Source organism: Mesorhizobium sp. B2-4-19 (genome assembly GCF_006441315.1).
In the GTDB taxonomy this organism is placed as follows: domain Bacteria; phylum Pseudomonadota; class Alphaproteobacteria; order Rhizobiales; family Rhizobiaceae; genus Mesorhizobium.
The window spans coordinates 80,751-105,118 of record NZ_VFUV01000011.1; the positions used below are offsets into that span (position 1 = coordinate 80,751).

22 protein-coding genes and 1 tRNA gene are annotated in these 24,368 nt (G+C 61.5%); 13 read left to right on the forward strand and 10 right to left on the reverse strand.

From position 1 onward, the window contains the following. Positions 1-91 precede the first annotated feature (91 nt). Positions 92-829 carry a lysozyme inhibitor LprI family protein gene (locus FJ546_RS19365; RefSeq protein ID WP_140890792.1) on the reverse strand — a complete coding sequence of 246 codons (738 nt, stop codon included), beginning with the start codon at positions 827-829 and terminating at the stop codon, positions 92-94. A 150-nt stretch (positions 830-979) separates the two neighbouring features. Continuing rightward, entirely contained in the window at positions 980-1,237 is a 258-nt protein-coding gene (locus FJ546_RS19370) for a PepSY domain-containing protein (protein ID WP_095774432.1), read from the reverse strand. Positions 1,238-1,587: 350 nt separating this feature from the next. Here FJ546_RS19370 and FJ546_RS19375 point away from each other — a divergent pair, with 350 nt between their 5' ends. Then, entirely contained in the window at positions 1,588-2,337 is a 750-nt protein-coding gene (locus tag FJ546_RS19375) for a DUF5677 domain-containing protein (protein WP_140890793.1), read from the forward strand. Positions 2,338-2,387: 50 nt separating this feature from the next. After that, a complete protein-coding gene (locus tag FJ546_RS19380; protein ID WP_140890794.1) occupies positions 2,388-3,059 on the forward strand; it encodes a hypothetical protein in 672 nt (223 codons plus the stop codon). 649 nt (positions 3,060-3,708) lie between these two features. On the opposite strand, the gene FJ546_RS19385 is transcribed toward FJ546_RS19380, so the two are convergent. Together FJ546_RS19385 and FJ546_RS19390 are read right to left on the reverse strand one after the other, a co-directional pair. Then, positions 3,709-3,783, reverse strand: a tRNA-Val gene (locus tag FJ546_RS19385). A gap of 136 nt (positions 3,784-3,919) precedes the next feature. Next, complete coding sequence (locus FJ546_RS19390) at positions 3,920-4,603, reverse strand: phosphoglycolate phosphatase (protein ID WP_140890795.1); 684 nt, start codon at positions 4,601-4,603, stop codon at positions 3,920-3,922. Positions 4,604-4,781: 178 nt separating this feature from the next. Between FJ546_RS19390 and rpiA the strand changes: the two genes are divergently transcribed. From rpiA to gor, 3 genes are all read left to right on the forward strand, one after another. After that, positions 4,782-5,513 (forward strand): ribose-5-phosphate isomerase RpiA, encoded by a 732-nt coding sequence (gene rpiA / locus FJ546_RS19395; protein ID WP_140890796.1) that lies wholly within the window; start codon positions 4,782-4,784, stop codon positions 5,511-5,513. Then, positions 5,500-6,138 (forward strand): DUF2059 domain-containing protein, encoded by a 639-nt coding sequence (locus tag FJ546_RS19400; RefSeq protein ID WP_140890797.1) that lies wholly within the window; start codon positions 5,500-5,502, stop codon positions 6,136-6,138. Before rpiA ends, FJ546_RS19400 begins: the two co-directional genes overlap by 14 nt. 120 nt (positions 6,139-6,258) lie before the next feature. After that, positions 6,259-7,650 carry a glutathione-disulfide reductase gene (gor, locus tag FJ546_RS19405; protein ID WP_140890798.1) on the forward strand — a complete coding sequence of 464 codons (1,392 nt, stop codon included), beginning with the start codon at positions 6,259-6,261 and terminating at the stop codon, positions 7,648-7,650. A 103-nt stretch (positions 7,651-7,753) separates the two neighbouring features. Here gor and mgtE read toward each other — a convergent pair whose 3' ends face one another. The 4 genes from mgtE to FJ546_RS19425 all read right to left on the reverse strand — a co-directional run bounded on the left by mgtE (position 7,754) and on the right by FJ546_RS19425 (position 14,302). Beyond that, complete coding sequence (mgtE, locus tag FJ546_RS19410) at positions 7,754-9,118, reverse strand: magnesium transporter (RefSeq protein WP_140890799.1); 1,365 nt, start codon at positions 9,116-9,118, stop codon at positions 7,754-7,756. 272 nt (positions 9,119-9,390) lie between these two features. Next, positions 9,391-11,283: an ABC transporter ATP-binding protein/permease gene (locus FJ546_RS19415; RefSeq protein WP_181168002.1), complete on the reverse strand. Its 1,893-nt coding sequence runs from the start codon at positions 11,281-11,283 to the stop codon at positions 9,391-9,393. A gap of 501 nt (positions 11,284-11,784) precedes the next feature. Next, on the reverse strand, positions 11,785-12,465 hold the full coding sequence (locus tag FJ546_RS19420; protein WP_140890801.1) for a DsbA family protein: 681 nt from the start codon (positions 12,463-12,465) through the stop codon (positions 11,785-11,787). Between the two features lie 16 nt (positions 12,466-12,481). Next, positions 12,482-14,302 (reverse strand): extracellular solute-binding protein, encoded by a 1,821-nt coding sequence (locus tag FJ546_RS19425; RefSeq protein WP_140890802.1) that lies wholly within the window; start codon positions 14,300-14,302, stop codon positions 12,482-12,484. 234 nt (positions 14,303-14,536) lie between these two features. Here FJ546_RS19425 and FJ546_RS19430 point away from each other — a divergent pair, with 234 nt between their 5' ends. Next, a complete protein-coding gene (locus tag FJ546_RS19430) occupies positions 14,537-15,166 on the forward strand; it encodes an invasion associated locus B family protein (protein WP_027046833.1) in 630 nt (209 codons plus the stop codon). Between the two features lie 96 nt (positions 15,167-15,262). Here the strand turns inward: FJ546_RS19430 and hspQ are convergent, their stop codons facing one another. Both hspQ and FJ546_RS19440 read right to left on the reverse strand, forming a co-directional pair. Next, a complete protein-coding gene (gene hspQ / locus FJ546_RS19435) occupies positions 15,263-15,586 on the reverse strand; it encodes a heat shock protein HspQ (RefSeq protein WP_019858091.1) in 324 nt (107 codons plus the stop codon). 148 nt (positions 15,587-15,734) lie between these two features. Then, the gene (locus FJ546_RS19440; RefSeq protein WP_140890803.1) at positions 15,735-16,949 is read right to left on the reverse strand and encodes a UbiH/UbiF family hydroxylase; all 1,215 of its coding nucleotides are present in this window, start codon (positions 16,947-16,949) and stop codon (positions 15,735-15,737) included. A gap of 70 nt (positions 16,950-17,019) precedes the next feature. Between FJ546_RS19440 and FJ546_RS19445 the strand changes: the two genes are divergently transcribed. The 7 genes from FJ546_RS19445 to FJ546_RS19475 all read left to right on the forward strand — a co-directional run bounded on the left by FJ546_RS19445 (position 17,020) and on the right by FJ546_RS19475 (position 24,339). After that, positions 17,020-17,949 (forward strand): DUF2182 domain-containing protein, encoded by a 930-nt coding sequence (locus tag FJ546_RS19445; RefSeq protein WP_140890804.1) that lies wholly within the window; start codon positions 17,020-17,022, stop codon positions 17,947-17,949. 13 nt (positions 17,950-17,962) lie between these two features. Beyond that, the gene (locus tag FJ546_RS19450) at positions 17,963-18,577 is read left to right on the forward strand and encodes a DUF1326 domain-containing protein (RefSeq protein ID WP_140890805.1); all 615 of its coding nucleotides are present in this window, start codon (positions 17,963-17,965) and stop codon (positions 18,575-18,577) included. Positions 18,578-18,600: 23 nt separating this feature from the next. After that, positions 18,601-19,407: a phosphatidylcholine synthase gene (gene pcsA / locus FJ546_RS19455; RefSeq protein WP_181168004.1), complete on the forward strand. Its 807-nt coding sequence runs from the start codon at positions 18,601-18,603 to the stop codon at positions 19,405-19,407. Between the two features lie 28 nt (positions 19,408-19,435). After that, a complete protein-coding gene (locus FJ546_RS19460) occupies positions 19,436-20,413 on the forward strand; it encodes a quinone oxidoreductase (protein ID WP_140890807.1) in 978 nt (325 codons plus the stop codon). Between the two features lie 301 nt (positions 20,414-20,714). Further along, a complete protein-coding gene (locus FJ546_RS19465; protein ID WP_181167996.1) occupies positions 20,715-22,292 on the forward strand; it encodes an ABC transporter ATP-binding protein in 1,578 nt (525 codons plus the stop codon). Then, complete coding sequence (locus FJ546_RS19470; RefSeq protein ID WP_140890809.1) at positions 22,289-23,419, forward strand: ABC transporter permease; 1,131 nt, start codon at positions 22,289-22,291, stop codon at positions 23,417-23,419. The genes FJ546_RS19465 and FJ546_RS19470 overlap by 4 nt, the downstream gene beginning before the upstream one ends. After that, positions 23,419-24,339 (forward strand): ABC transporter permease, encoded by a 921-nt coding sequence (locus FJ546_RS19475; RefSeq protein WP_140890810.1) that lies wholly within the window; start codon positions 23,419-23,421, stop codon positions 24,337-24,339. The genes FJ546_RS19470 and FJ546_RS19475 overlap by 1 nt, the downstream gene beginning before the upstream one ends. Positions 24,340-24,368 lie beyond the last annotated feature (29 nt).

Here is a 24,368-nt window from a genome sequence, read left to right on the forward strand (position 1 = left end):
CGTTCCAATCAGCCACCAAAGACGATCCGGCGCAAGGGCAGGCACCGAGCGGGACGATTTGGCAGGATTCGTGGATTGTGAAGCACGCCGATCAGGCGCCGCCGCACAGATGCTCGGAGTCCGGCAAGGCCCAGGAACCTTTCGCAACCAGGTCGATCGAATAATAGACCCGGCCGCGGTCGTCATCCCTGGGACAATCCCTGGGAATCGCGATCAGGCACGTCACGACGGCTTCGCCGACCTTCGAGGCGGCAAGGCCCGGTTCGCGATCATAGGAGACGGCCCCACCGCCATTGGTGAAGGTGGCTGCGCTGCCGGCGTCGGGCGAGGCGGTTTCCAGCGGATCGTCGCCAAGCCGCGTGGTCAGCGTCTCGATGTGCGTGGACGCGCATTGTCCGACCGCCGAGGGCAGGGGCTGATCGTTGTTGCCGGGATTGCGCGCGGCGGTATCCAGAGCCTTCTTGCCGATCAGGACGATGTTGTAGTCCTGCACCCATGACGGCGCATTGCCATAGGTCTGCAAAGCGTTGTTCAGCGCGCTGACGATGCAGGCTGTATCGCTCCTGCAGGCATTGCGGTCGGCAATCAGGCCGCGGGCGATCTTGCGCTTGTCGCCGCCGAAGGCCGGCTCGAACCCCTTGTAGGCCTTGGCGACCAGCAGATCGATCGCCGACAGCTGCGGATCGGCACAGATCACCTTCTCCGCCGGCAGGCTGGCCTTGGCGCAATCGAAGGATGGCCCGCCCGCGCGCGCCGAAGGCGCCGCAAACATGCCGCCAGCCAGGATGACAAGCACAAGCAAGACTTTCGTTTGGATGGAAGATCGCATCAATGCCCCCAAGCATCAGGATAGCGCAAGGCACAACCGCGCCTTTGCGTACATATCACACGCCAAGGATGGATAATTTGCGGCGCGCCAATTGGCCCATCGAGCGTGTGCAAAAAACGGATCCGTCTATTGGATACCTGCCGGCTGCTCCTACCTGGGCTCGGCCGTCACCGGATCGTAGGTAATTTCGACCTTCGCCTTGTCCGACGTGTAATAGGTGACGGTGTAGGCGCCATCGTCCCAGTCGACCTCTTTCACATAGCGAAAACCGTCGCGGTGCTCGACCTTGGCGAGGATCTCCGACAGCTTCTTGGCATTGGGCGGCGGCAACGGCTTGTCATCCGCCGCCAGAGCCGGTCCGGCGGCGAGAAGAACGGCAACGCTGGTTGCCACGAGAAATCTGGACATGGTTTTCCCTCAAGTTTCGACGCAAGGAAACGAGCTGGTGCGGTGGTTGGTTCCGGATGGGATGCAGGACCGTGCAGTCCATCGACTTGCGGTTGCGCGCGAGAAAGCCGTCCGCCAACGAACCATGATGTGCGCTTCAAAATCCCCGCCATACGTGATTGCGGTATTGGGGAGTCCCATGCGCACGCCTCAGGTCGTCATGCTTGCATTGTCAGTCTTTCCATCTCGGCCGTTTCCCCTTCTGCGTCGACGACCGCATCGAGGCGCGATAGCAGCGAATTACTGCGACTGAACGGAAGCGTATCTCCAGAGGGAGCGTTATAAGGTGACGCTGCAGGGAGGCGAATTACATGTATCAGCTGCTAAAAGAACAGCTTGCCGCAACAATTGAAGCGCTCAAGGTAACCGAATTCAATCGCGGTAATGCGATTGAGCGCCTGATTATGGCGCTTTATGCCACTATCATCGAGCAAATCGACAGCGCAGTGACGCTTATAGACTCTAGCCGCGCCGCAGGCGTTGAAGCCATTTTGCGCACATGCCTTGAGGCTCATGTCGACCTGTTGAACCTGGCATCCGATCCCGTTTACGCAGATCAGATGCAGGCTCACTATCATCACCAATTCAAATTGGTCTGCCAGGAAGCAATGAAGGGCACCAATCCCTTCTTAGCGGGTATCGAAAGCGATGCACCTGCTCGATACGAGGAACATAAGAGGGAGCTCGCGCGTCTAGGTAGACCGCTGACCATTCAAACACGATTCGAGATGGCTGGTCTGAACGACCTCTATTATTCCATATACAATAGTCTTTGCTGCGAATCTCATAACAACATGCGCTCTCTCATGGGCCGCCATTTCATTAACAACGGGACCGAGGATACACCTCTATTCCAGATCGCAATCTTCAACGGCATGGAGAAGGTCGACTTCGATGCCGCCATTGATGGCTTCCTATCCATTTTGACGGGGTCCAATCGTACAATTCACCACTATTTCGATTCCGGCCAACTTGACCGACTCGAGATATTTGCCGAGCGCCGTGCCGCTATGTCACCAAAAGAGGAGCAGACAGTGCCGAAAGCGCCTCCCGAAGCTTAGCTTCCGTCCAACAGCCTTCGGTACCGAGAGCATCCGTTGAAGGAATTGCAATGTCTAGGAATGTCGTGAGCGAAGGCCCTAATAGTGTGCCCATTGCGTTTTCGGATTCAGCTGCCAGTGAGAGGCTAGTCGATATATCGTCGACATCTGCGGATATCGGCCTTGATGCAGCCATTACATCGGGTGCTCTGGACGGTGTTCCGTTCTTTGGTGCCATCACTGGTATAGCGCGAGCTGGGATCGCTATTCGCGACTACCTCTTTCTCAAGAAGGTAGCGGCCTTCCTCGAAACGTTCGATAAGACCCCACTTGAGAAACGAAGAGCATTCATCGCTGACTTAGAGAAAAAGGGTAAGAAAGCCGAATTTGGGGAGCAAATTCTGCTGCTAGTTGACCGAATGGAAGATGTGGAAAAGCCTGCGATCGTAGCCCATTTGATAGCAGCAGCCGCGATGGGACATCTACCTCTCGACAAAGCACTCCGAGTAGCCAAGATCGTCGATAGGGCGTTTGTTGAAGACCTTAAGACCCTGCCCAGGTTTCAGGCCGGGTCCCCGACAAATCGACTTGTGGCCGATGCCCTCTTTTCCGTCGGCCTGCTGAACGGCAATGGCTTGGCCATGTTCGACGGTGACGATGCCGATCGAAGTGGAACCACTTATCATCTTAATGAGTACGGACGGATATTGGTTCGCTATGGTCTCCAGGTCGAAGCCTCTTAAAGGGTAGGCAAAAAGGCGACGACGCCCCTCCGGCCCAGCCGCTGGCGGCAACCCGAGGGCCGTGAAGCTGCCGAGGCATCAAAAGAGACCGTGGAGACGGTCAATGCCTAGATCGATAATGCGCTCGATGAGATACAGCGCCGCGAGGTAAGCGGTTGGCTTCCATTCGGGCGGAATTGACGGTGATGGCTTCTTTGTGGTGGGCTTGGGCATCGGCAGAGTTCTCCATTAAAAATTTTATGGAGAATCATTCGCTTGCCGATTTCTTATTGGTGGCGGTTTTGTGACTCTGCTGCAAGGAGGTCTCGAGATGGTTTTTGATAAGACTTTGAATCTTATATTCTTTTCGGCTTTCGCTCCTGCCAATATTCAGGTTCGAAATCGCGCCGCACCAATAATTTACGGACGACCACCCGTAAGCACTTGAATCTTCTATCCCATTTGAGGCACGCGCGCGTGGATGGGTGTGTAAATGTGGCACGATTTATCAGCGCCCGTCGCTGCGCCTCCACTCCGCTCACCCAATAGGGTGCAGCGGAGGGACCTAGTAGCCTCGATGTCATGGAGCCGAGGTTCGGGTTACGCGCCGGTGCCAGTTTTCGAAGGTTTGGCAGAAGCCAATTCATCCAACGTTATCGGGGGGGTTGGATGGTGGGCGATGCAGGGATTGAACCTGCGACCCCACCCGTGTGAAGGGTGTGCTCTCCCGCTGAGCTAATCGCCCGCTCGTTGCCCGAAGGCCAAGCGAGCCGCGATATAAGGGAGGCCGGCCGGTTAAGTCAAGGCGCTGTCTGGCGTTCTCACAGCGATCGGATTCTTCGCTCCTCGGGCCGTCCCGATGGATGCCGGTCGCTGTTCGCTCAGTGTCCCGCCGCGCGGATCAGCCGCTCCGCGAGTTCCACGGTCAGAGCGTCGAAATGCGAGATCACCGCCGAGGGCTCGAATTCGCGCACATGCCGGTCGGTGTAGCCGAAATCGACCGCCACCACTGGGATGCCGGCGGCCTTGGCGGTGTCGATGTCGGTTTGCGAATCGCCGACCATCAGGGCGCGGTGCGGGTCGCCGCCGGCCAGCCTGACGGTTTCCGTCAGGTGGCGCGGATCGGGCTTGCGGAAGGCGAACGTGTCCTGGCCGGCGATGGCCGCGAAATGCCTGGTCAGGCCGAGCGCTTCGATCAGCGCCAGGGAATTGGCTTCGTATTTGTTGGTGCAGATCGCCAGGAGATAGCCCGCCTTCTCGAAACGCCCGATCGCGTCGACGACACCGGGGTAGGGGCGCGATTTGCCGGGAATGTTGTCGGTGTAGTGATCGAGGAACAGTTTTAGCAGCCGGTCATGCTCGGCGACGTCGAGCGAGCGCTGCTGGGCGGCGTGCGCCCGCTCTATCATCACGCGGCCGCCATGGCCGACGAAGCGCCTGAAGCCGGCCTCGTCGACGGCCGTGAGTTCGCTGGCGGCCAGGCTGTGGTTGAGGCTGTCGAGCAGGTCCGGCGCCGTGTCAATCAGCGTTCCGTCGAGGTCGAACACGATGATCGGGCGACTCATGATCCATCCTGCGCAGGTTTTTGCATTGGCAGGCGATAGCGGCTGCGGCGCGTCAAGGCAAGCAAAGCAGTGTACAGCCGCCCAATGGTCAAGGCTTTGACCACGGTCAAAAGCTTTGACCCGGCCGGCAAAAATGCTAGGAGCCCGAAACACAAGGTTCCCCGGGGCAGCAAGCGGCATGGATGCAAGACAGTTGAAGGTCGAGGCCGCGCGGGCCGCCCTTGCCCATGTCAGCGACGGCATGCGACTCGGCATCGGCACCGGCACCACGGCGGAAGAGTTCGTACGGCTGCTCGCCGACAAGGTCGCCACCGGCATGACCGTCATCGGTGTGCCGACTTCGGAGCGCACCGCAGCACTTTGCCGCGAGCTTGGCGTGCCGCTTTCGACATTGGAGGAGACGCCCGAGCTCGATCTCACCGTCGACGGCGCCGACGAGGTCGACCCGGAACTGACCCTGATCAAGGGCGGCGGCGGCGCGCTGCTGCGCGAGAAGATCGTTGCGGCGGCCTCGCAGCGCATGATCGTCATCGCCGACCGGTCGAAGATGGTCGAGACGCTCGGCCGTTTTCCGCTGCCGATCGAAGTCAACCGGTTCGGCCTGCGCGCCACCGAGATCGCCATAGCCAAGGCGGCTGCAGAGCTCGGCCTTTCCGGTCCGATTACATTGAGGATGACGGGAGGCCAGGCTTTTGTTACAGACGGCGGCCATTTTATCCTCGATGCATCTTTTGGCCGCATTCCGGATACAAGAGCGCTTTCGAATGCTCTCCACGCCATTCCGGGCGTGGTCGAGCATGGTCTTTTCATCGGGCTGGCGTCAGCGGCCATCATCGCCGGCGGCGACGGTATCCAAACCGTCCATGCCGCCCGAAAACCAGGGAGTTCTACCAACCATGATGTTGCATAACCGGGTTCGCGGCCTTTGCGTCGTTCTGGCGGCTTCGGCCGTTTTCGCCTTGTCGTCGCCGGCGTTTTCGCAGGACGTCACCGAATCGCACCTGAAGGCGGCCCGCGCTGCGGTCGCGGCGATCCATGCGACCGACCCGTTCGACAACATCCTGCCGCAGGCGGCGGCCGCGCTCGAATCGCAGCTCATCCAGAAGAACCCGGACATGCAGGAGCTGATCGGCAAGACGATCAGTGAGAAGGCGTTGGCATTGGCGTCACGCCGCGCCGATCTCGAGAAGGAAGCGGCCCTTGCCTATGCGAAGGTGTTTTCCGAAAAGGAACTCAACGATATCGCGGCCTTCTACAACTCCGACTCCGGCAAGAAGCTGCTCGACAGCGGCCCGACCGTGACGCGTGATCTGGTCAAGGCTGCCGACATCTGGCAGAACGGCCTTGGCCGCGACCTTGCCCAGCAGGTCGGCGAAACGCTGGCCGCGGCCGCCAAGGCCAAGGCCAAGGCTGCCCCTGCGCCTGCTGATGGTGCTGCTCCGGCCGACAATGCGGCGCCGGCGGATGGCGCTGCACCGGCAGATGGTTCGGCGCCGGCCGACGGTTCGGCTCCCGCCGACGGCACGCAGAACTGATCCTGCGCTTTCAAATGCGGCCTTGCGGCCATCTGTGAAGCCCGGCTTGTCCGGGCTTTTCTTTTGGCCTTTGGCGGCCTACCTGTCACGCACATTTTCCGACGTTCAAGGAGCCGCCTCATGGCCGGTTATGACTACGATCTTTTCGTCATCGGCGGCGGCTCCGGTGGGGTGAGGGCGGCGCGCGTTGCCGCCGCACTCGGCAAGCGCGTCGGCATCGCCGAGGAATACCGTTTTGGCGGTACCTGCGTCATCCGCGGCTGCGTGCCGAAAAAACTCTATGTTTACGCCTCGCAATTTCCGGAGCATTTTGCCGATGCCGCCGGCTACGGCTGGACGGTGCCGGAAGCCAGTTTCAACTGGCAGACGCTGGTGGCCAACAAGGACCGCGAAATCAGCCGGCTGGAGGCGATCTACAAGAAGAATGTCGAGGGCGCCGGCGGCGACACCTTCCATTCGCGGGCGATGATCGTCGACCCGCATGTGCTGCATCTCCTGGACGACGACCGCACCGTCACCGCCGACCAGATCCTGATCGCCACCGGTGGTCGTCCGGCGGCCCATCCAGCGCTTCCCGGTCATGAGCATTGCATCTTTTCCAACGAGGCTTTCGACCTCAAGGAACTGCCGAAGGCGATCATGGTCGAGGGCGGCGGCTATATCGCGGTCGAGTTCGCCAACATCTTTCACGGGCTCGGTGTCGACACCACGCTGGTCTATCGCGGCAAGGAGATCCTCAGCCGCTTCGACATGGATCTGCGCCGCATGCTGCACGAGACCATGGAAAAGAAGGGGATCAAGATCCTCTGCCACGCGGTATCGGAGTCGATCCGCAAGCGGCCGGACGGCCGGCTCGATGCCCTTCTCACCAGCGGCCAGACGCTGACGGTGGATCAGGTCATGCTGGCCATCGGACGCATCCCCAACACCGAGAATATGGGCCTGGAAGGCATCGGCCTCGAGATGACCCAGGTCGGCGCGATCAAGGTCGACGAGTACTCCCGCACCAACATCGACAATATCTGGGCGATTGGCGACGTCACCAACCGCGTGCAGCTGACACCGGTGGCGATCCACGAAGCAATGTGCTTTGTCGAGACGGCATTCAAGGGCAACCCGACCGCGCCCGACCACGACACGATCGCGACCGCGGTCTTCTCGCAGCCGGAAATCGGCACTGTCGGCCTGTCGGAAGACGAAGCCGTCAAGCGTTTCGCCGATGTCGAAATCTACCGCGCCAGCTTCCGGCCAATGCGGCATACGCTATCGGGCCGCGACGAGAAGATGCTGATAAAGCTGGTGGTCGACGGCGCTTCCCGCAAGGTGCTCGGCGCCCATATATTGGGGCCGGATGCCGGCGAAATGGCGCAGCTGCTGGGCATTCCGCTGAAGGCCGGCCTGACCAAGGATGATTTCGACCGCACAATGGCCGTGCACCCGACCGCAGCGGAAGAACTCGTCACCATGTACAAGCCGACCTACCGCGTGAAGGACGGCCAGCGCGTGCAGTGACGGGCGCGTTTCGCTCCGTGAAGGTCGACGGAACCACCTGAGGCAGGCAGCCTGAGGCGGAAGCCGCCGCCGGCCATGGCCAGCGGCGGAGACAGCAATGCGGCTACAGCAGCGTGCCGCGCAGGATGACCAGCGCCACCGAGAAATAGATCACAAGCCCGGTGACATCGACCAGCGTGGCGACAAACGGCGCCGATGCGCTGGCGGGATCGAAACCGACCCGTTTCAGCGCGAAGGGCAGCATCGATCCCGAGAGCGAACCAAAGGTGACGATGCCGACCAGTGCCGCGCCGACCGTCGCGGCAATCAGCGGCCAATGCGGACCGTAATCGTAGAAACCGAAATACTGCCACAGCGTGATGCGGCAGACGCCGACCACGCCAAGGATCGATCCCAGCACCAGGCCGGTCGGCAGTTCGCGCAAGGCAACCCGCCACCAGTCGCTCAGCCCAATCTCGCGCAGCGCCAGCGCCCGGATGACCAGCGAGGTCGCCTGCGAACCGGAATTGCCGCCGGAGCTCATGATCAGCGGGATAAAGAGGGTGAGCACGATCGCCTTTTCCAGTTCGCTTTCGTAGCTCTGCATGGCGTTCGCGGTCAGCATCTCGCTGAGGAACAGGGCGCACAGCCAGCCGGCGCGCTTCTGGATCATGGCGAGGAAGCTCATCTTCATATAGGGCTCGTCGAGCGCTTCCATGCCGCCGAAGCGATGCACATCCTCCGTCGTTTCCTCGATCATCGTGTCGATGATGTCGTCGATGGTCACGATGCCTAGGATCTTGCCGTGGTCGACGACGGGTACGGCGAGCAGATCGTATTTGGAGATCGTCTGCGCCAGGGTTTCACGATCGGTCAGCGGGGTGACCGTCACCGGCACACGGTCCGGCGCCACCGACAGGATCGGGTCGTCCGGCTCACCGGTGATGAGCCGGCGCAGGCCGGTCGACCGCACCAGAAGGTGCGTTTGCGGATCGACGATGTAGATCGCGTAGACGGTTTCGCGCGTCCGTTCGACCTTGCGGATGTAGTCCAGCGTGCGCCCGACGGTCCAGTCAGAGGGAACGCTGACGAACTCCGTCGTCATGATCGACGCGGCGCTGCCTTCGGGATAGCCCAGAATGGAAAGCAGGGTGGCACGCAGCGGCGGCGCCAGTGCGCCGAGCAGTTCGGAGCGTGCCGGCTCATCGAGCTCGCGCAGTATATCGGCCGCACGGTCGACCGACATGGCCGTGAGCAGCTTGCTTGCCTTGGCGCGGGGCAGGGCCTCCGCCAGTTCGGGCGCACCGTCGAGTTCAGGCTGGTCGAAGATCTCGACCAGCCGCTCGAACGGTACGGCGCAAAGCAGATCCGCCGCGGTTTCGCGCGTTTCATGGTTGAGCGCCTCGACCACGTCGGCGACATGGTCGTTTGCAAGGATGCGGGCGATGGCGACGGCCTCGTCGTCCGCTACGGGGGAAAAATCGTTCATGGTTCACTCCTTGCCGTCCGGCAGGACATGAACCATGTGAGGTCACGTCTAGGCGGACGGCGGTTGCGTTCGACTAATACTGTCGCCAGGCATGGCGCGGTGACCTTTCCGCTTGCGGGTTCGCGTTTGACTGTCAGCAAGCCGGCGCAACATAGGAGCGCGCCTTGCCGAGTCAATCGCGGTGAGTGAGGAAAACGGCGCCTGATGACTCCGATCGCGATACTGTGATCGCCGACTGCCGCGCTGCCCGGCAAGTCGCGGTGAAATCAACGTTATTTCTGCTTCAGCCGACGTGAGAAACGCAGCCATTTGTCCTCGACCGGACGTGGCTGGGTCAGAATCGTGGTGAGTTCGACCGGCAGGGTCGGAACCAGCGGCTTCTTGGTGGCGGCGCCGTCGGCGATCAACACGATCGAATGGTAAAACTCGGTGCCGGCAGCCGATCGTGGCGCCACCGCCTCGTGCATGACGCTGATCACCGTGACATCGGGGCAATTGTCCTTGATCGCCTGGTGGAAGGCAATCTTGCCTTCCGGGTCAAGGGCGCCGGTCGCCTCGTCAAGGAACAGCAGCCCCGGCTGCTGCAGGATGATGCGGGCCACCACCAGCTTCTGCTTCTGGCCGCCCGACAGGACCTGATCCCAGCTTTTGCCTTCACGGCTTTCATTGGCCATATGCTCGATGAAGTCGCCAAGGCCGGCCTTGTGCAGCGCGGACGCGACCTGCGCATCGCCGTGGTCGCGCTCGGAGCCCGGCAGGCAGACCAGCTGTTTCAGCGACACCTGCTGGAGCTTGACCTCCTGGGCGGCATAAAAGCTCTTCACTCCGTCGGGGAAGACAATGGTGCCGCGGCCGTAAGGCCAAAGGCCGTTGATCGCCTTGATCAGTGAAGTCTTGCCGCAACCGGATTCGCCTTTGAGGAACGTCCACTCGCCGCGCCGGAAGCGCAAATTGGCAGCGCTGAGGAACGGTGTCGCGTCCTCGCCCTGATGCGCCAGTTCGAGCTTCTGGATGGTCAGCCCGAAAACCGGGTTCTGGCTGGCATAATGGAAGTCGGACTGACCGGTCTGGCTGTAGAACGCCTGCGGATGCTGGACGTTCTCGATCGCGTTCGCCAGTTCCGTGACACGCTGGCTGTTGGCGCGCAGCGTGGCGATGGCGGGCATGACATGAATGAACCACGAGCACTGGCTGATCAGCTGAGCGACCATTTCGGAGCCGGTTATGTAGCCCTTGTAGTCCAAGCGATTGTGTATGAACGACACCAGACCGGGACCATAGGCGACGATCCTGGCGCCGAGGAAGTTGTAGATCAGCTCGAACGACGTGTAGCTATTGTTGACGACATTGAGCTTGCCCCAGGTCTTGTCGATATCGACGTAGAGCTTGTCGTGCATCGACTTTTGCACGTCTTCGCCATGCGAGGCGGCGACATGGAAGCTGCGGCGCAGGAACGTCGTCAGTTCACTGCGGTAGCTGCCCTCGGCCTGCTGCATGCGGATATTGAGCCGCTCGAGCAAGCGGCCAAGCTTGACGGCAATCCAAGTGTTCAGCGGCACGTAAATGGCGACGGCGAGGAAGGCCAGCACGGCGCTGCCATAACTGCCGAGGAACTCCAGTCCTTTAACCTCAACCGAGGATCCGATCAGGTTTTCGCCGATAAAATAGAGCGAGGTCGCGACACCCAGAACGCCCATGGCGAGACCGATCGCCCCGCCCGTCATGTCCTTGATCGATTCCTGGATGCGCTGGTCGATGTTGTCGGGCGCGACGATACCGCCAGCCGGCGAACCATGCTGAGCATGGAAGTGGGTGTGATTGCCGTCGAGCAGAGCCTTGTTGAACTGGCTATTCAGCCAGCCACGCCACTTTCGGTGCAGGGTTGCCGAGACAAGACCGCGCACGCCGGTGAAGCCGGCATCCTTGAGCACGACCAACAGAACCAATATGCCGGCATTGGTCAGGATTGCCTGCAGCGGGCTGGTGTTGGCTGCATCGTGGAAGAAGGCAATCGAATTGCCCAACTCGCCCAATGCCAGGGCAAACCAGACGCCGGCCTTGCTGGAAAGCGCCGTCAGCAGAGCGATGACGATGGTGAGCGTCCAGGCTTCCTTCCAGCGCTCGGAGAACCAGTAGGCCTTCATCAGCCCCCAGAAACTGCGCATCGAGGATACCGGCGTCAAATGCGACCGCCCAGCGGCGCCGCGGTATAGTCCATCCGGTACTGACTCCTGCGATCGTCTGCCGATCCGAATCACAATCCCGCCCAAACCTTTTTTGTTTTGTTACGGATGGTAACACCAATTGATCATTTTCCATTAATTTTTGTAGGGGGTCGGCGAGATTGAAGTTCCAGCCGTGTCGGGAAGGCAACAGAACAGACTTTCCGAGCGCCTCGCGGAAACCGGAGAAAAGTCGATTTAACATAATAATGTCAGATGCTTACTCGGCAGCGAAACGGCGCACCTTCACCTTCCCTTAGGGAAGGTCTTCACACGATTTCGTGACTCGTTCCGGCTTGTCCGGCAGGCCGATTTTTCATTGCGGCCAACCAAATTCCCGAAAACGGGCCGTCCTTTGATGTGTGATTCCCGGCCGTGTCGGCCTTTCCGGCGGCCGAGAAGTGACATGAAACGGTCTTGTCGCAGGCTACGGAACGACCGGCTTCAGCCGACCTTGTCCAATTCGCCGCGTGCCTTCGCCGCCGCCACCTGCCGGATGGCATCAGCCAGCGTGTCGACGTCTTGAGCGCCCATCACGGCATATTTGCCTTCAAGCAGGAAGCACGGCACGCCCGATATGCCCATGCGCGACGCCGTGGCGATCTCGGTGCGCACCGCCTCGACATCGGCGTCGGTCGGCAACAGCGTGGCGACCACGGACGCGTCCATGCCGGCCTCACGGGCGGCTTCGACCAACACGGCATGGTCGCCGATGTTGACGCCTTCCTCGAAATTCAACTGGAAGAGACGGCGGACCAGCCTGTTCTGCACGGCTTCACCGGCAGCACCCGCCCAACGGATCAGGCGGTGCGCATCCAGCGTGTTCGGCGCCACCTTGATGGCATCGAAGGCAAAGGAAATGCCCTCTGCCTCGCCAAGCGGCTCGATGCGGGCATGAATCTCGCGAATGCGCTCATCGCTGCCGAACTTGGCCCGCATATACTCCCGGCGGTCCTTGCCTTGCGGCGGAATGGTCGGATCGAGCTGGAACGGCCGCCAGCGTATACGCACATCGACGTCGCCGGCCGCGGCAACCGCCTTGTCCAGACGCTTCTGACCGATGAAGCACCAGGGGCAGACGACATCCGACACCACATCGACGGTTATGGCGTTCGCTTCGCTCATCTCGATCTCCGGATTTTCAGTTCGGTTTGCGCCACCATGTCGGCAGCTGATAACCGAATATGGGCGTCTTCTTCGGATGTTCCAGATAATTCCAGTAAGCAAGCCACTGCTGCGTGTTGTACTGCATCGGCACCATGTAATTGCCCGAAATCAGCAGCCGGTCGAGAACGCGAACGGCGGCGACATAATCCTCCTTCGAGCGGGCGCGCAGCATCGCTTCGATCGCCGCATCGACTGCCGGATCCGCAACGCCGGCGAGATTGAACGAACCTTCGGCCCTGGCCGCCTCGGAGCCCCAGCGTCCGAGCTGTTCGAAGCCTGGCGACAGTGAATTGCTGAAGCCACTGGATCCGATCAGAGCCTCGAAATCGAAGCGCTGCTTGCGTGACTGGATCTGGTCGCCGTCGAGGCTACGGATGCTGACATTGATGCCGATCTTCTCCAGCGTGCGCTGATAGATGCCGGCCAGGCGCTCCTCGTCTTGCGAAGCGGTCAGGATCTCGAACCCGAAAGGCTTGCCGTCGGGATCGAGCATCGTGCCGTCCTGCACGCGGTAGCCGATGCTTTTCAGGAGATCGAAGGCTGTTTTCAACACCTTGCGGTCCTGGCCCGAACCGTCGGTCACGGGCGGTTGCCAGGTGCCGTCCATGACGTCGGGCGGCACACGGCCGGGGTAGGGGGCGAGCAACGCCTTTTCCCTGTCGTCGGCCGGATGGCCGAGCGCGGAAAGCTCGGAGTTCTGCCAGTAGCTCATGGTGCGGGTGTATTTGCCGCCGAACAGGTTCTTGTTCGCCCATTCGAAGTCGTAAAGCATGCCGAGCGCGCGCCGAACCACCGGATTGGAGAACTTCGGCAACCTGGTGTTGAACAGGAAACCGGTCACCACGGGCGGAATGCCGGTATCGAAGGTTTCGGAAACCACGTCTCCCCTGTGGAAGGCCGGGAAATCCAGATCGCGCTCTCGTTTGACCGGATCGCCGTCGTCGTCGATGGCGCAGAGGCCTTTCTTGAATGCCTCGAGCTTGGCGTTGGCGTTGAGGAAATATTCGATGGTGATCTGGTCGTAATTGTCGAAGCCGCGCTTGGCCGGGACATCCTTACCCCAATAATCGGGGTTGCGCTTGAACACGATGCGCTGGCCCGGCGCCACCTGGGAAATGGTATAAGGTCCACTGCCAATCAACGGCTTCAGCGTTGTCTTGTCGAAAGTCTCCTTGTCGAAGGCATGTTTCGGCAGGATCGGCGTCAGCGCGATGATCATGGGCGTTTCGCGATTGGCCTTGTCATTGAAGGTGAAGCGCACGCTGTGATCACCGGTCTTTTCAAGCTTGGCGATCAGGCTCATGCGTGCGTTGTAGGGCGGGCGGCCCTTGTCGGTGAACACATCGTAGGTGAACAGCACATCCTCCGGCGTCACCGGCTCGCCGTCCGACCACTTTGCATCGGGATTGAGATGGAATTCGATCGACTTGCGCTCGGAATCCATGTCCGCGCTGTCGGCGAGCAGGCCATAGAGACTGAAGGGCTCGTCGTAGTTGCGCTGCATCAGCGGTTCGAAAACGAGGTTGCCGTAGGTCAGATCCATCATGCCGCGCGCCGTCGTGCGCAGGCTTTTCAGGATGAAAGGGTTGAGGTTGTCGAAGCTGCCGACAACACAATAGGTGATGTTGCCACCCTTCGGCGCATCGGGATCGACGTAGTCGAAATGGGTGTAGTTGGGCGGCAGTGCCGGCTCACCCTGCATGGCGATGGCATGCTTCGGTTCCGACATGGCCGGTCGCAGCGAAAGGGTGAAAAGCGATATCGCGGTGATCAGCCAAACAAGAACGCGGCCCATGACCGTCTCCTAAACAGGTCGGCTTGATGATTCGGTGCGCACCGTAGCATGAGGCAGCTCATTGCCGGCCAATCGTGTCATCAAGAATTAGGAGTAAGCGGGGCTGGATTCGGCACCGCTTGCAGTGTAACACGCCGTCCGAAGTCATTCTGTTGCCTCATTTCGGCAACAGGTAGCTGGACCACACGGCGTAGAGAAGCCGGTTCCGGGATTATTTGAGAGGAAGTGCACGACATGACGAGCCTGAACAGCAATGCGTACCGCCTTTCGGTCATGGCCGCAGGCGTGGTCGGCTTTCTGGGCGCAGGACTTCCCTCTGCTTCCGCACAGCAGCAGCAACAGATCCCTCAGGGCTGGTTCAAGGCCTGCACCAAGCAGGAAGACGTCGATATCTGCAACGTCCAGAACATCGTCACTGCCGGCAACGGTCAGCTCGTCACCGGTGTCAGCCTGATCGAACTCAAGGGCAAGGTGAACCGCAAGGTGTTTCAGGTGACGGTCCCGACCGGCCGCCTGGTGCCTCCCGGCATCGGCCTGCAGATCGACACCGGCAAGGCCGTAAAGCTCGACTATGTCATCTGCTTTCCGGATCGTTGCGTGGCCGAAGTGCCGCTGACCGACCAACTCGTCGCCTCGTTCAAGAAGGGGCAGGGGATCACGCTGACCTCGATCAATTTCCAGAACCAGGCCAACCCGATCAAGATCGCGCTCCAGGGCTTCAGCGGCGCCTATGACGGCCCTCCGCTGCAGCAGTCGGACATCGAGGACCGGCAGAAGAAGCTCCAGGACTTCGTTGCCAAGAACAACCAGGACTTCGCCAAGAAGCTCAAGGACGAGCAGGACAAGGCCAAGACCGCCAACTGATCACCGGCTTCGGTCGCTCCCAAGTCAAAGAAAAAGCGGGGTCATGCCCCGCTTTTTTCGTGTCTGGCCCTGACGGCCGGCCGGAATGCCGGAAAGTCAGTGCCTGGACTGGCGTTTCGGCTCGTAACGCCCGTCCGGCCTCTTGTCGAACATCTCCTTGATCTGCGGATGGCGGACCGGCTCGCCCGAGCGGTCCTCAAGGAGATTCTGCTCCGACACATAGGCGATGTATTCGGTTTCCGAATTCTCGGCGAGCAGATGGTAGAATGGCTGATCCTTGCGCGGCCGCACGTCGGCGGGGATGGCTTCGTACCATTCGTCGGTGTTGGCGAATTGAGGGTCGACGTCGAAAATGATGCCTCGAAACGGAAACAGCCGGTGGCGAACCACCTGTCCGATCGCGAATTTGGCCGTTTTCATCGTACTCACCACTGAATTCCTTGGCTTTATTTGGCGCAGACACTGAGTCAATTCAATCCCGAAGCGTTCGAGCGCCTTCAAGCTACGCAGAATGCGACGCAAAGGTTTTGATTGATCTCGCGATGTCGCGATAAAATCCGCAAAATCGCTACTGCTGCCGCATGGGTTTCCGCAGCCCGCCCGCGAGTGCTGCAAAACCGCTGCCGGGGCGAAGCCCTTCGCGCATGAAGAAGGCGCGCAGCGGTGCAAAGCCGCCGAGCACGCCGAGACCGGCACCGCGCGCCATCTGCGCCGGCAGCATATCGGAGAGCAGCGACATGTTGAGCAGGTTGACCGCGCTGCTGCGCGCCAGAATGTCAGGGCGACGCTTGAAATCGTAGGCGGCAAGTGCCTTGGCCGCGCCTGGATCCCCGCTATTTTCTTTTGCAATTCCAACCAGATCGTCAATATCCCTGATGCCAAGGTTGAGGCCTTGCGCACCGATCGGCGGGAACACATGCGCGGCTTCGCCGACAAGCGCCACCCTGTCCCGTGCGAAACGCAGGGGCGTCACGGTCGAAAGCGGATAGATCTGGCGGCCCGGCTCTACCGTCACCCGACCCAGCATCGACTGCATCCGCTGCTCGACCCGCAGCGAGAGCGTTGCGTCATCCAGGGCAGCAAGTTCCTTGGCGGTCTCGGGCTTCACCACCCAGACCAGGCTTGAGCGATAGCCGGGCAACGGAACCTGCGTGAACGGACCGGTTTCGGTGTGGAATTCGGTCGAGGTGGAGGCGTGCTCACGGCTATGGCCAAAATTAAGCACGAGCGCGGCCTGCGGATAGGCATGCGAGCCGGTCGAAATGCCTGCCGCCTCGCGCGCAGGCGACTGGCGACCGTCAGCGGCGACCGCCAGTGACGCGCCGACCTCGCTGCCGTCGGCGAGGACGGCGTGGGCCCGATCGGGATCGAGGTGCCAGGTCTTCACCATCGACCTGCGCCATTCGATCCCGGAATGGGCGGCGACCTTGTCGGCAAGCGCGGAGCTAAGCACGCTGTTGGGCAGGTTCAGCCCGAACTGGTCCTCATCGATCTCGCTGGCGCGGAAGGTGACGACGGGGCTGCGGATCAGCCGGCTGGTCGCGTCGACGATGCGCATGACTTTCAAAGGAGCGGCCTTGGGCCTGATGACTTCGAGGACCTCGAGCCGCTCAAGCACTTTCAGGGCAGGGTTCATCAGCGCCGTGGTGCGGGCATCGGGGGCCGACGCCTCGGGCCCCACCAGCGTCACCGGGAAGCAGGCATCGGCCAAAGCAAGCGCCGCGATCAGCCCTGCCGGACCGGTGCCGGCAATCAGTATCGGCGCTGTTTCCTGATGCTCCAAGATCGGTTTCCGGCTTGCGATGCGAGGCGGGCCACCAGACCTGCCAGTCGAGAAGCATATAGGTCAGTTCATGCGGCTTGATCAACGCGGCGATTCGGCCCATTCGGGTGTCATGACCGGCCCCCAGGACGATTTCAGCCATCTCGACCGCGCCGGGCGCGCCACGGCTGATGTTGCGCGCAACCCGCGTTTGACGGTCAATATCGTCGTCGGCGCCAGCATTCTGCTCGCCTGGTCGTCGCTGGCGACGATGGCGATTCGAGGCGCCGAGGCCCGGGGCAGCGCGCCCGGCGACACGCTCCTGCGCGGCCTGCCGCAGCTACCGCTGCCCGATTTCCTGGAGCGGTTCTTCGCGCTCTGCTTGTCGCCGGCGCCGCTGGATGCAAGCATCGTCCCGCGTGCCCTGGCGCTGATCCTGATGTGGTTCCTGATGGCGATCGCCGCGATGCTGCCGTCGGCGGCGCCGATGATCCGCACCTATTGCGAGATCGCCGATACCGCCCGGATCAAAGGCGAGCCGGTCGTCCATCCGCTGGTACTGGTTGCCGGCTATCTCGGTGTCTGGCTCGCCGCCTCGATGGTGTTTGCTACGCTGACATTGGGCGTGCATGCATTCGCCGCGTCCGGCGAAATCTACGATCCGCTGCTTGGCGTTGCCGGGGCGCTTGCACTGCTGGTTGCAGGCCTCTACCAGTTCAGCGGCCTCAAGGAGGCCTGCCTGAAAAAATGCCGCAACCCGTTCTCGATCCTGTTTTCGAACTGGAGCGCCACGGCGACCCGCGTCTTCCGCCTTGGTGCCGTGCAAGGCATCTGGTGCCTCGGCTGCTGCTGGGCGCTGATGCTGGTGATGTTCGCAGTCGGTGTGATGAACATCTTCTGGATGGCGCTGATCGGCGTGTTCACCCTGATTGAAAAACAAACCACGGGCCGTCTTCCAACCCGGCTGGCCGGTGCGATACTGCTTGTCTGGGCAGCCGCGCTGCTAGTAATCTCGCTGTGAGTGGGGGAAATCAATGACAGATCAGAGCTGGGCAATGAAAGGAGAGCTCGTACTCTCCTGCAATTGCACGGTTTTTTGCCCTTGCGTGCTGTCGCTCGGCAGTCATCCTCCGACCGAGGGCTACTGCCAGACCTGGGCGGGTTTCCGTATCGATGCCGGCCATTTCGGCGAGGTCGACCTGTCCGGCCTCAACCTTGGGCTGATCATGGAAATCCCCGGCTACATGAGCCGCGGCAACTGGACCGCGGGCCTCTTCATCGACAAACGCGCCTCGGTCTACGCGGTAAAAGCCTTGACGAAGATTTTCACCGGCAAGGCCGGGGGAACCACATCGCTGCTGTCGATCCTGGTCGGAAGATTCCTGGGCGTCGAACAGGTGCCGATCACCTATGAGACACGGGACAAGACGCGTATCTTCCAGATACCGAAGATCATCGATGGCGCGGTCACGCCAATCGCGGGCAAGGATCGCGAGAAGGACACGGTGATCACCAATTCGGAATACTGGATTGCACCGGAGATCATCGTGGCGAGGTCCGACAAGAGCAAGATGCGAGCCTTTGGCCGCAACTGGAATTTTGCCGGCCGCTCGGCCGAAATCTGCAAGCTGGATTGGCGGGGCCCGTGAGCAAGAACACATCGGCCAGGAACATGGCGGCACGGAAAGCCGCCAAGAAGATCACGGATCGGATTCCGCGACCGAAGAAGAAGGTCACCTGGCCACAGGCGAGGGCGTTCTCGGTCCATCTGCTGACAGCGTCAGGCTCGTTCCTCGCGTTCCTGTCGCTGGTGGCGGCGAGTGAGGAACGCTGGACGGCAATGTTCTGGTGGCTTGGGCTGGCGCTGTTCGTCGACGGCATCGACGGGCCTATCGCCAGGAAGCTCGAGGTCAAGGAAATCCTGCCGACCTGGTCGGGCGAACTCCTCGACAACATCATCGACTACGTGACCTACGTGCTGATCCCGGCCTTCGCGCTCTACCAGCGCGGCTTCATGGGCGAGGGTCTGTCGTTCCTGTCGGCGGCGATCATCGTCGTCTCCAGCGCGATCTATTATGCCGACACCGGCATGAAGACGAAGGAGAATTTCTTCAAGGGCTTCCCCGTGGTCTGGAACATGGTGGTGTTCACGCTGTTCGTCATCGAGCCCGGACAATGGGTGTCGTTCGCGGTGGTGGTGGTAGCCGGTATTCTGACCTTCATCCCGATCAATTTCATTCATCCGGTGCGGGTCGTGCGGCTGCGGCCCATCAATCTCGCAATGACCCTTTTGTGGTGCGCCTTCGGTGCGCTTGCCCTCGCGCAGGCGGCGCTTGCCGCCTTCTACGACCAGATCGGCGTGTTGAGCGGACAGGTCAGCACCTTCATCAAGATCGGCATCACCATTACCGGGCTTTACCTGGCCTGTATCGGTGGCATCATGCAGTTCTTTCCAAATCTCGGCGCCAAAAAGGCCTGACGAGCCGCTCCCAGAGGAATCCCAGTCCATGTCCAAAGCGATCCGCATCCACGCTCATGGCGGCCCGGAAGTTCTGACCTATGAGGCCGCCGATCCCGGCCAGCCGGGTTCCGGACAGATCCTGGTGAGGCATACGGCGATCGGCCTCAACTTCATCGATGTCTATCATCGCTCCGGCCTTTATCCGCCGCCCGGAGGCTTTCCTCTCATTCCGGGCAGCGAGGCCGCCGGCGTCGTGTTGCAGGTCGGCCGGGATATCGACTGGCTGAAGGCGGGAGACCGGATCGCCTATGCCGTAACGACAGGCGCCTATGCCGAGGAGCGCGTCATCGATGCCAGCCGGGTCGTCAAGGTTCCGGACGGCATCAGCGACGAACAGGCGGCTGCAATGATGCTGAAGGGCATGACCGCCGAATATCTCCTGCGCCGGACCTTCAAGGTGAAGGCGGGCGACACGATCCTGTTCCATGCGGCTGCCGGCGGCGTCGGGCTCATTCTCGGCCAATGGGCGAAACATCTGGGCGCAACCGTCATCGGCACGGCAAGCTCGACCGACAAGATCGAACTCGCCAAGGCGCACGGCTTCGACCATGTCATCAATTACAGGGAGCAGGACTTCGTCGCCGGTGTCGCGGCCGTCACCGGCGGCAAGAAATGTGACGTCGTCTACGATTCGGTGGGCAACGACACATTCCCGGCCTCGCTCGACTGCCTCAGGCCGCTCGGCATGTTCGTCAGCTTCGGCCAGTCGTCGGGACCTATCCCGCCCTTCTCGATGTCATTGCTGGCACAGAAGGGCTCGCTGTTCGCCACAAGGCCGACGCTGTTCGTCTACAACGCGAAACGCGAGGACCTCGACGCCTCCGCGGCTGCGTTGTTCAAAGTGGTGCTCAGCGGCGCCGTCAAGATCCAGATCAACCAGCGCTATGCGCTGAAGGATGCGGGCAAGGCGCATGCCGACCTCGAGGGGCGCAGGACCACAGGGACGACCATTCTCATCCCTTAGAGACTGTCTGGAAACTCTGCTCTGGCGGCCATCTGATGGCGTTTTCCGCGCTTCTCAGGTCTGCTGCGTCGCAGTAGACCTGAGCTCACGGACCCAAATGTCCGCTGCGCTCCGGTTCTCGAAACCACCACCATACTCGCCAGCGCGAATTTCGAAACAGTCTCTTAGTCCCGCCGGGCTTGCTATCCCTTGAATTTCCGCTGAAATTCTTGAAGCTCTTTCAAGACGCGTGCCGCTTTCCGTTGAGAGCCGGCGGCGCCTACCATGCTTGCGGGAACACAGAACATATCTGGTGAACCAGATGGGAGGCACTGTGAGTGCAAATCATGATGGGGCGAACCTGCTCGAGGTTCGTGGCCTGACCAAGATATTCGGCACGCTGACGGCGTGCGACCATGTCGATCTCAACATCGCCAAAGGTGAAATCCACGCGCTGCTCGGCGAGAACGGCGCCGGCAAATCGACGCTGGTCAAGATGCTGTTCGGCTCGCTGGAGCCCAATTCCGGCGAGATTTTCTGGAACGGCCAGGCGGTGCGGATCACCAGCCCGGGCGCCGCCAAGAAGCTCGGCATCGGCATGGTGTTCCAGCATTTTTCGCTGTTCGAGGCGCTGACCGCGGCCGAGAACATCGCGCTTTCCCTGGACGACGGCTCGCCGATCAGCAGCATCGCCGCAAAGGCGAGGGCGCTTTCCTATAGCTACGGCCTGCCGCTCGATCCGGATTCGCTGGTCGGCGACCTGTCGGTCGGCGAACGCCAACGGATCGAGATCATCCGCTGCCTGCTGCAGACGCCGCAGCTCATCATCCTGGACGAGCCGACCTCGGTGCTGACGCCACAGGAAGCCGACAAGCTGTTCGAGACGCTGGAGCGGCTGCGCTCGGAAGGCAAATCGATCCTCTACATTTCGCACCGGCTAGAAGAGGTCAAGCGCATCTGCGACCGCGCCACCGTATTGCGGCACGGCAAGGTGGTCGGCCATTGCAACCCGCGCGAGGAGACAGCCGCCTCGCTCGCCCGCATGATGGTCGGCAACGAGGTGCAGGCCGTGGTGCGCGCCCCGGTCGCGGGGATCGAGACCGCGCAGCCGCTGCTTGAAGTCCGCGGTCTCACCCGCAAGCCGGCAACGCCGTTCTCCATTCCGCTCAAGAACATCAGCCTCAATGTCCGTGCCGGCGAGGTGATCGGCATTGCCGGTGTCGCCGGCAACGGCCAGGGTGAGTTCTTCGAATCCGTTTCAGGCGAAGTGTTGCAGCAGGATGCCGCCTCGGTGCGCGTCCGCGGCAAGGATGCGGGTGGGCTGACCATCACCGGACGGCGCTTGCTGGGTGCCGCCTTCGTGCCGGAAGAGCGCCTCGGCCATGGTGCGGCGCCGCGCATGAAACTTTCGGAAAACCTTCTGCTGTCGCGCCATGCCACTGACGGCAAGGCGTTTGTCGGCACCGGTGGAATGGTCAAGAGCGGCGCCATTTACGCTGCCTCGCAACGCATCATCGAGGCGATGGACGTGCGCAAGAGCGCGCCGGATCCGGAAGCTGCGGCACTTTCGGGCGGAAACCTGCAGAAATTCATCGTCGGCCGTGAACTCGACCGCCGGCCCAGTGTCATGGTGGTGAACCAGCCGACCTGGGGCGTCGACGCCGGCGCCGCCGCCCACATCCGCCAGGCGTTGATCGAACTGTCGCGCAGCGGATCTGCGGTGCTGGTGATCAGCCAGGATCTCGACGAGCTGTTCGAAATTTCGGACGCGATCGCGGTCATGCACAATGGCGAATTGTCCAAGCCGATGCCGATCGCCGAAGCGACCTTCGAGAAGGTCGGCCTGCTGATGGGCGGCGCCGAGCCCGGCCACGCCGAACATACGCTGGAGACGGCATGATGCGCCTCGAACTCGTCAAGCGCCCGCAGCGCTCCGTGCTGTTTTCAGCTCTATCGCCGTTCATCGCCTTCGCCCTGACGATCATCGCCGGTGCCATTTTGTTCGCGCTGCTCGGCGTCAATCCCCTGACCGCGTTCCGGATCTACTTCATCGAACCGATCAGCCAGGTCTGGCAGTTGCATGAACTGGCGATCAAGGCGGCACCGCTGATCCTGATCGCGGTCGGCCTTTCGGTCTGTTACAAGGCCAACATCTGGAACATCGGCGCCGAGGGCCAGTTTATTTTCGGCGCCATCTTCGGCTCGGCCATTCCGGTGCTGTTTCCACAATTCGAAGGCCCGCTGGTGTTGCCGCTGATGCTTCTGCTCGGCATGGTCGGCGGCGCGGCCTATGCGGCAATACCCGCGTTTCTGAAGACCCGCTTCAACACCAACGAGATCCTGACCAGCCTGATGCTGGTCTATGTCGCCCAGCTCTTCCTCGACTGGCTGGTGCGCGGCCCCTGGCGCGATCCGCAGGGCCATGGTTTCCCGCAGACGATCCAGTTCGGCGACTCCGCCGTGCTGCCGGAACTGATGCCGGACGCCGGACGCGCCAACTGGGGCTTTGTCTTCGCGCTGGTTGCCGCGGTGCTGATCTGGATCCTGATGGGGCGCATGCTCAAGGGCTTCGAGGTACGTGTGCTGGGTTCCAGCCCGCGCGCAGGGCGCTTCGCCGGTTTCGGCCTCAGCCGCATGGTGTTCTTCGCCTTCCTGCTGTCGGGCGCGCTGGCCGGACTTGCCGGCATTTCTGAAGTCTCCGGCGCCATCGGGCAATTGCAGCCGGTGATTTCGCCCGGATACGGCTTCACCGCCATCATCGTGGCGTTCCTCGGCCGCCTCAATCCGCTCGGCATCGTCGCCGCGGGCCTGGTTCTGGCGCTGACCTATCTCGGCGGCGAGGCGGTGCAAAGCGCGCTCGGCATTTCCGACAAGGTAGCGCGGGTGTTCCAGGGCATGCTTTTGTTCTTCGTGCTCGGCTGCGACACGCTCATCCACTACCGCATCCGCCTGATCGGCCTGGCGCTGACGAAACAAGAAGGCGCGGCAAAGCTCGACGCTCCACCGAAGTTGAAGGAAGCCCGCTGATGGACATCACCGTCAACATCCTCCTGACCATCGCGACGGCGGCGACGCCGCTGTTGATCGCTGCGATCGGCGAACTGGTGGTCGAGCGCTCCGGCGTGCTCAATCTCGGCGTCGAAGGCATGATGATCATGGGGGCGGTCGGCGGCTTCGGGGCCGGCTATCTGACCGGCTCGCCCTGGATCGGCCTTTTGGCGGCGGTCGCCATGGGGGCGCTGTTCTCGCTGCTGTTCGCCGTCATGACGCTGTCGCTGGCCACCAACCAGGTGGCGACCGGCCTGTCGCTGACGCTGCTCGGCCTCGGCCTCTCCGGCATGATCGGCACGAGCTTCGTCGGCCAGCCCGGTGTCAGGCTGCCCAATCTCGACATTCCAGGCCTCAGCGCCATCCCGGTCGTGGGCAAGCTGCTGTTCGGCCAGGATCCGGTGTTCTACATCTCGATCGTGCTGACCGCCGCCGTCATGTGGTTCCTGTTCAAGACACGAACCGGACTGACGCTGCGCTCGATCGGCGACAGCCACACCTCGGCGCACGCGCTCGGCATCAAGGTCATCCGCTACCGCTATTTGGCGGTGATTTTCGGCGGCGCCTGCGCCGGTCTCGCCGGCGGCCATCTGTCGCTGGTCTACACGCCGCAATGGGTCGAGAACATGACCGCGGGCCGCGGCTGGATCGCGCTGGCGCTGGTGGTATTCGCGTCGTGGCGGCCGTGGCGGGTGCTGGCTGGTGCCTACATCTTCGGCGCGGTGTGGATCGGCCAGCTTCATGCACAGGCTTTTGGCATTCCGGTGCCCTCGCAGATGCTTTCTTCTCTGCCCTATCTGGCAACCGTCGTGGTTCTCGTTCTAATCTCGCGCAACAAGCGTCTGACGATGATGAACACGCCGGCATCCCTGGGGCAGCCATTCGTTCCGGATCGTTGACAAAAACAAAAAGACGGGAAGCTCCAAGG